The following is a 7630-nucleotide window of genomic DNA, read 5'->3' on the forward strand; positions in this document are numbered from 1 at the left end:
CGGTGGCGCGTGGCCTCGGCAAGCGGCGGCGACTCGGCATTGGAGTTGGCCGGCCCAAGCCTCCTGACGGCCGCACCTACCGACACCGAGGGTGAACTCGCCGGGCTGCTGCGTGCGATCCTGGGACGGGACGAGGTCCCGGCGACCGCCAACTTCTTCACCGACCTCGGCGCCGACTCGATGCTGATGGCGCAGTTCTGCGCCCGCGTCCGCAAGCACGGCGGCCTGCCCAAGGTCTCCATGAAGGACGTCTACGCCAACCCGACGCTCGGCGAACTGGCTGCGCTGCTGTCCGCGAGCCTGCCCGCCCCGGTCGCCGCCCCGGCGATCGACAGCACCGCGACCATGCTGGCCGGCGTGCTGCGCGAGGTCCTCGGGCTCGACGAGGTCCCGGCGACCGCCAACTTCTTCACCGCCCTCGGCGCCGACTCGATGCTGATGGCGCAGTTCTGCGCCCGCGTCCGCAAGCACGGCGGCCTGCCCAAGGTCTCCATGAAGGACGTCTACGCCAACCCGACGCTCGGCGAACTGGCCGCGGCCCTTGCCGCGCGCGACCCGGCAACCGGAGTAGCGCTGGACGCGGCGATCTCGCTGCCGACCGAGCCGATCGCCACGGTCGCCCGGCCCCCCGAGCGGGGCTCGACGGCGATGCGGGTGTGCGGGCTGGTCCAACTGCTCGTGCTGCTGATCCCGATCTTCGCCGCGGGCCTGGTCGGTGGCATCGGCTTCGACGTGATCGCCCCGGCCACCGGACCGGTCGCCAACTACCTGCGGGCGGTCGAGTTCTCCGCGATCCTGGTCGCCGGGTCGCTGCTGTTGCCGATCGCGGGCAAGTGGCTGCTGATCGGGCGCTTCCGGGTCGAGGAGATTCCCCTCTGGAGCCTGCGCTATCTGCGCTTCTGGACCGTCAAGCTGCTGCTGACCCGCAACCCGATGATGCGGGTGCTGATCGGGTCGCCGCTGTACCCGGTCTACCTGCGGGCCCTCGGTGCGAAGATCGGTCCCGGCACGATGATCCTGTCCCGCCATGTCCCGGCCTGCCCGGACCTGCTGACGATCGGGGCGAACACGATCGTGCGCCGCGACGCGGTACTGACCTGCCACCACGCCCGCGCCGGGGTGATCCGCACGGGGCGGGTGACGCTCGGCGACGACGTGGTCGTCGGCGCCCGCTCGGTCCTCGACGTCGACACCGTGATCGGCGCCGGCGGCCAGCTCGGGCACGCCTCGGCGCTGCACCCCGGCCAGCAGATCCCGGTCGGTGAGCGTTGGTGCGGATCGCCGGCCGCCCGGACCACCGCGGACTTCACGGAGCTGCCGGCGGCTGTGCCGGCGGACAGCTCGCGGCGTCGGGCCCGGTTCGGTGCCTGGCAGTTGCTCAACATCGTCCTGCTCGCCACCCCGCTGAGTCTCGGGGTCGGCGTCGGGCTGAGCGCACTGGCCGGGGCCATCACCGGCGTCGGCGACTGGGGCAACGGCTCGTTGAGCACCTTTGGCTTCTACCTGCGGGCGGCCGGAGCGGCCGCGACGATCCTGCTCGGCGTCGTGCTGGTCGGGGTGCCGCTGCTGCTGGCCGGCACTCGACTGCTGAGCCTGCTGACTCGGCCGGACGAGGTCCACCGGATGCATGGCATCCGGCACGCTGCTTTGCGGGCCATCCAGCGCGGCACGAACTACAAGTTCCTGACCTTCCTGACCGGCGACAGCTCGCTGATCGTGCATTACCTGGGGCCGCTCGGGTGGGGCCTGAAGCCGTGCACCCAGACCGGCACCAACTTCGGTCTGACGGTCAATCACGAGACGCCGTTCGCCGTGACGGTAGGCACCGGAACCGTGATCGCCGACGGTCTTCTGGTCGCCGACGTCGAATTCTCGAACTCCTCGTTCCGAGTGGCCCCGACCCGGATCGGCGCGGAGAACTTCCTCGGCAACCAGATCACCTACCCGGCAACCTCCCGGGCCGGCGACAACTGCCTGTTGGCCACCAAGGCCATGGTCCCGATCGACGGCGAGATGCGCTCGGGCGTCGGCCTGCTGGGTTCGCCGGCCTTCCCGATCCCCCGCACCGTCAACCGCGACAACGACCTGGCCGTCACCGACCCGGCCCGTCTACGTCGGCTGCTGGCCGCCAAGAACCGCCACAACGGGATCACCATCGCGCTGTTCCTCGCGGTCCGCTGGATCTACGTGCTCGGGCTGCTCGTCTGGGCCGAGGGCGCCGGCGAACTGTACCGACGCGACGGCGTGGTCGCGGTGGCAATGTCCTCGATCGGCCTGGCCGCGGGGTCGCTGGTCTACTTCGTGCTCGTGGAGCGGGCTGTCGGCTACCTGGCCGTGCGGCGCCCGGACGGGATCTCGATCTACGACAAGGCCTTCTGGCGGCACGAACGGTTCTGGAAGGTGCCCTCGCGCACCTACCTGATGCTGTTCAACGGCACCCCGTGGCGGCCGCTGCTGTGGCGGGTCCTCGGAGTCCGGATCGGCAAGCGGGTGTTCGACGACGGATGCGACTTGACCGAGAAGCGGTTCGCCACGGTCGGCGACGACGTCACGCTCAACGCGCTGACAATCGTGCAGTGTCACTCGCAGGAGGACGGAGCGTTCAAGTCGGACGGGATCACCATCGGTGCCGGAGTCACGCTCGGCGTCGGATCGTTCGTGCATTACGGCGTGACGATGGGTCAGAACTCGGAACTGGCTGCGGATTCGTTCCTGATGAAGGGCGAGGAGGTGCCGACCGACGCACAGTGGGGCGGCAACCCGGCCCGGGAGACAGCTGGTTTCGAGCGGGCGACAACGCTTCTGGGGGGCATCGCGTGACGACGATCGACTCGGCCACCGAGTACTGGACCGCGGCCTTGCTGGCCGGAGGGGCGACCGCACTGCCGCGGTGGGTCTCGACGCCGGAGCAGGCCGTGCACACCTGCACCGTGGCGATTCCCGCCGACCTGGCGGCGCGGGTCACCCGCCTGGCCGCCGAGGTGTCGGCAACCGTGCCGCAAGTCGTGCTGGCAGCCCACACCAAGGTGCTCGCGGCGCTGTCCGGCGAGCGCTCGGTGGTGTCCGGTTTCGTGCCGGTCACCGGTGCCGCGCCGTTGCCGCTGCGGCTGAGCGCCGAGGCGGAGAGCTGGACCGCTCTCATCCAGTTCACAGCTGATGCCCAATCAGAACTGATGTTGCATCACGACCATCCGGTCGTGGCACTGCGCAACCAGATGGGCGTCGCCGGACCGCGGTTCGAGTCGGTCTTCGACGCCACCGGCGGGTCGGGCACGCTCGCCGAGGACGTCGTGCTGCGCGTGGACCTCGACCTCGCGGACGAGCTCCGGCTGCACCTGCGTCATCGGGCCGACGCGCTGGACACCGCGGCGGTCGCGCGCATCGCCGGCTACCATCTGCGGGCGCTGGAACTGGCCTGCCTCGACCCGTCCGGTGCGCACGAAAGCCGCAGCCTGCTGAACGCCGCCGAGCGCACCCACCAGCTGACCGCCCTGGCCGGGGAGGACAAGGCGCTGCCGGACGAGCGCTTCCACCGGCTGTTCGAGGCCAACGCCGCGGCCCACCCGGACGCGATCGCGGCCATCGAGGGCAACCGGTCGCTGACCTACGCGCAGCTCAACGCCGACGCCAACCGGATCGCCCGCTCCCTGGCGGCCCGCGGCACCGGCACCGAGGACGTCGTCGCGGTGGTCACCGAGCGCAACCTGCGCTGGCTCACCTCCGTGCTCGCGGTGTTCAAGTCCGGCGGCGCCTACCTGCCGATCGAGCCGCACTTCCCGTCCGACCGCATCGCCAAGACGCTGCGCCGCGCCGAGTGCAAGCTCGTGTTGACCGAGTCCGAGAGCACCGGAACCCTCTTCCCAGCGCTGGACGCCGTGGCGGACATCACCGTCCTGCATGTCGATGACGCGCTGGCCGAGGGCCACGACGCCGCGAACCTCGACGTCGCGGTGGGCCCGGACCAGCTGGCCTACATCTACTTCACCTCCGGCTCCACCGGTGAGCCCAAGGGCGCGATGTGCGAGCAGGCGGGCATGCTCAACCACCTGTACGCCAAGATCGGCGATCTGGAAATCGGGCCCGAGTCCGTGGTGGCCCAGACCGCCCCGCAGTGCTTCGACATCTCGCTGTGGCAGCTGGTCTCCGCACTGCTGGTCGGCGGCCGCGTGGTGCTGGTCCCCCAGGACGTCATCCTCGACGTCGCCCGGTTCACCGAGACCATCGCGGCAAGTGAAGTGACGGTGCTTCAGATCGTGCCGTCCTACCTGGACGCGGTTCTGGCGCACCTGGAGGCAAATCCTCGCGAGCTGCCGCACCTGCGCTACGTGTCGGTGACCGGTGAGGCCGTGAAGAAGGAACTGACGCAGCGTTGGTTCGCGGCCATGCCGCAGATCGCGATGCTCAACGCGTACGGGCTGACCGAGACCTCCGACGACACCAACCACGAGGTCATGCGCACGGTTCCGGAGGCCGAGCGGGTCCCGCTCGGGCCGCCGGTGCACAACGTGACCGTCTACGTCGTCGACGCGAACCTCGAACCGGTGCCGCTGGGCGCCCCCGGCGAGATCGTGTTCTCCGGTGTCTGCGTGGGCCGCGGCTACATCAACGACCCGGCCAAGACCGCGGCCGCGTTCATGCCCGACCCGCACGTGCCGGGCGCGCGGCTGTACCGCAGCGGCGACCACGGTCGCTGGCGTCCGGACGGCAAGCTGGAGTTCCTCGGCCGCCGGGACACTCAGGTCAAGATCTCCGGCTTCCGCATCGAGATCGGCGAGATCGAGAACACGCTGCTGCGGATGCCCGGGATCAGCGACGGCGCTGTGGTGGTGGCCGGCTCCGGCGCCGCGCAGTACCTGGTCGCGTTCTACTCCGGTCCGGCCGCGATCGACAACGACGCGCTGCGGGCGCACATCGCGGCCTCGCTGCCGGTCTACATGGTCCCCAAGAGCTTCCACTGGCACGAGAAGTTGCCGCTGACCGGGAACAGCAAGATCGACCGCAAGAAGCTGACCGCCGAGGCCGCGCAGGCATCCGCTCCGACCTCGGCCGGCGAGGCGCCGCGCAGCGACACCGAGCGCCGAATCGCAGCCGCCTGGGCAGAGGTCATTGGCGTCCCCATTGCTCAGGTATCACGCAACGATTCCTTCTTCGAGTGCGGCGGAACGTCGCTGTCCGGCGTCAAACTGGTGATCGCCCTGAACCGGGAGTTCTCGCTGAAGGAACTGACGAAGACGCCGGTACTGGCCGATCTGGCCCGACTCATCGACGGATCGCAGGTTGCTATTCCGGCGGGCAGAACTGACGAACCATCAGAAATTGTCGCAGCGTCGCGGCAAACGCTCCTCTCCGACAAGGGGTTGTAGAAATGCCGTCTGCCCAGACGCTGCGCTCGAGCGTGCTCGTCACGCCCGGCAAGCCGGCTCTGTTGACCACCGACGCCGGAGGGGATCCGGCCGGTTGGGCGAGCGCACACCGCGATGCACTGCGCGAGGTTCTCAACGTCCACGGTGCGCTGCTGGTCCGCGGACTCGGGCTCACCGACGTGGCGAGCGCGGGCGCGGCCTTCCGCGGCCTGAGCGCCGAGCTGATGACCGAGCGGGAGGCTTTCGCTGCCCGTGAGGACCACGGCGGCGGCGTCCACTCCGCGACGAAGTGGCCGGCCAACCAGCAGATGTGCATGCATCACGAACTGTCGTACACGGTGCGATTCCCGGGCGTGATGATGTTCGCGTGCACGACCGCTCCGGCCGCCGGCGGCGCCACGGTCGTCGCGGACGCCGCTGCTGTCCTGGCGGCCCTGCCCGGCGACCTGGTGGCTCGGTTCGAGCGCGAGGGTTGGATTCTGACGCGCAGTTACAACGACGAGATCGGCGCCTCCTGGGAGGAGGCCTTCGGCACCGACGACCGGGCCGAGGTCGAGGGCTACTGCAAGTCCAACGGCATCGCGTTCGAGTGGACCGACGACGACGGGCTGCGCACTCGCCAGCGCCGCAGCGCGATCCTCACGCACCCGGTGACCGGAGCTCGGACCTGGTTCAACCAGGTCGCGTTCCTCAACTCCGCGACGCTGGCCGAGGAGGTCCGCGAGTACCTGGTCGAGGAATACGGGATCGACGGCCTGCCGTTCAACACCCGCTTCGGCAACGGCGAAGAGATCACCGCCGATGTCGTCGCAACCATCAACGAGGTCTACGAGGCGCACACCGTGCGGGAGCCGTGGCAGTCCGGCGACCTTCTCCTGGTGGACAACATCGCCTGCTCGCACGGTCGTGAGCCGTACAGCGGAGACCGCGAGGTCCTCGCCGCGCTCGCCGACCCGATCCACGTCTCGGACTGTGCCCCGACCGTCGAGGTGACCCTGTGACCACGCTGCTGCCCCGCAACTCCGCCGAGAACAACACCTCGGCCCCGTCCCCGACCTTTGCCGTCGTCTCCGGCGGCCAGGTGGCCGACGTGCTGCACGGCCGCGAGCGCGAGACGATCGCGCTCGTCGAGGAGACCTACCGCGTGCACGGCGCGGGCGACTCGGTGAACCCGCCGTCGTACTTCCTGAAGTTCCCGGACCGGCCGACCTCGCGGATCATCGCGCTGCCGGCTTCCATCGGCGGCTCGATCGGCGTCGACGGCATGAAGTGGATCTCCAGCTTCCCGGAGAACGTGGCCGCGGGCATCCCGCGGGCCTCGGCGGTCCTGATCCTCAACGACCCGGCCACCGGCTATCCGTTCGCGTGCCTGGAGTCCTCGATCATCTCCGCGGTGCGCACGGCGGCCTCGGCAGCCGCCGGCGCCGACCACCTGAGCCGGGGTCGCACCCGGCCGCGGAGCGTCGGCTTCATCGGCACCGGGCTGATCGCCCGCTACATCCACACCTACCTGCGCGCCGGTGGGTGGGAGTTCGACGAGGTCGGCGTCTTCGACCTCTCGGCCGACAGCGCCCGCGGCTTCAGCGGGTACCTGGAGTCCTGCGACCGGCCGGGCAACGTCAAGATCCACGACTCGGCCGAGTCGCTGATCAAGTCCTCGGACCTGATCGTGTTCGCCACGATCGCCGGCAAGCCGCACGTGCACGACCCGGCCTGGTTCGCGCACAACCCGCTGGTGCTGCACGTCTCGCTGCGCGACCTGGACCCGCAGATCCTGCTCGGGTCCACCAACGTCGTCGACGACGTCGAGCACTGCCTCAAGGCCGACACCTCACCGCACCTGGTCGAACAGCTGACCGGCAACCGCGACTTCCTGGCAGGCACGCTGGCCGAGGTGATGGCGGGTCAGGTGACGATCCCGGCGGATCGTCCGGTGATCTTCTCCCCGTTCGGCCTGGGCGTGCTCGACCTCGCCGTCGGCAAGTTCGTGTACGACGAGATCGTCCGCCGCGGCGGGCTGCACGTCGTCGAGGACTTCTTCCACGAGATGAAGCGGCACTGATGTCCGCGTCGACCCCCCACCGCACGTCGTTCGTGGCTGGCAGCAGCCGAAAGAGGAGCCAGCCATGCCGGTGATCTCGTCGCCGCAGGAGTTCAACACGGATGACTTGTACGTGGATCTGCGTGCGGTTATCGACGAGCCGCTGTTCCTCAAGTGCGAGGGGTTCAACTTCGCGGGGTCGGTGAAGTTGAAGGCTGCCGGGGAG

The 7630-nt window shown here is 69.6% G+C and carries 4 protein-coding genes; all 4 read left to right on the forward strand.

Annotated features, from left to right (window positions below):
• On the forward strand, window positions 1-2820 hold a 2820-nt coding region (locus VHU88_17860), incomplete at its 5' end, for a Pls/PosA family non-ribosomal peptide synthetase (protein ID HEX3613560.1).
• The gene (locus VHU88_17865) at window positions 2817-5363 is read left to right on the forward strand and encodes an amino acid adenylation domain-containing protein (GenBank protein ID HEX3613561.1); all 2547 of its coding nucleotides are present in this window, start codon (window positions 2817-2819) and stop codon (window positions 5361-5363) included. The genes VHU88_17860 and VHU88_17865, both read left to right, overlap by 4 nt.
• 2 nt (window positions 5364-5365) lie before the next feature.
• Window positions 5366-6364: a TauD/TfdA family dioxygenase gene (locus tag VHU88_17870; GenBank protein ID HEX3613562.1), complete on the forward strand. Its 999-nt coding sequence runs from the start codon at window positions 5366-5368 to the stop codon at window positions 6362-6364.
• Complete coding sequence (gene sbnB, locus VHU88_17875) at window positions 6361-7425, forward strand: 2,3-diaminopropionate biosynthesis protein SbnB (protein HEX3613563.1); 1065 nt, start codon at window positions 6361-6363, stop codon at window positions 7423-7425. The genes VHU88_17870 and sbnB overlap by 4 nt, the downstream gene beginning before the upstream one ends.
• Window positions 7426-7630 lie beyond the last annotated feature (205 nt).

The organism is Sporichthyaceae bacterium (genome assembly GCA_036269075.1).
In the GTDB taxonomy this organism is placed as follows: Bacteria; Actinomycetota; Actinomycetes; order Sporichthyales; family Sporichthyaceae; genus DASQPJ01.

Bases quoted from the DNA above. Each gene is read 5' to 3' on its own strand.
- VHU88_17870 (HEX3613562.1), top strand. From the start codon at position 5,366: ATGCCGTCTGCCCAGACGCTGCGCTCGAGCGTGCTCGTCACGCCCGGC.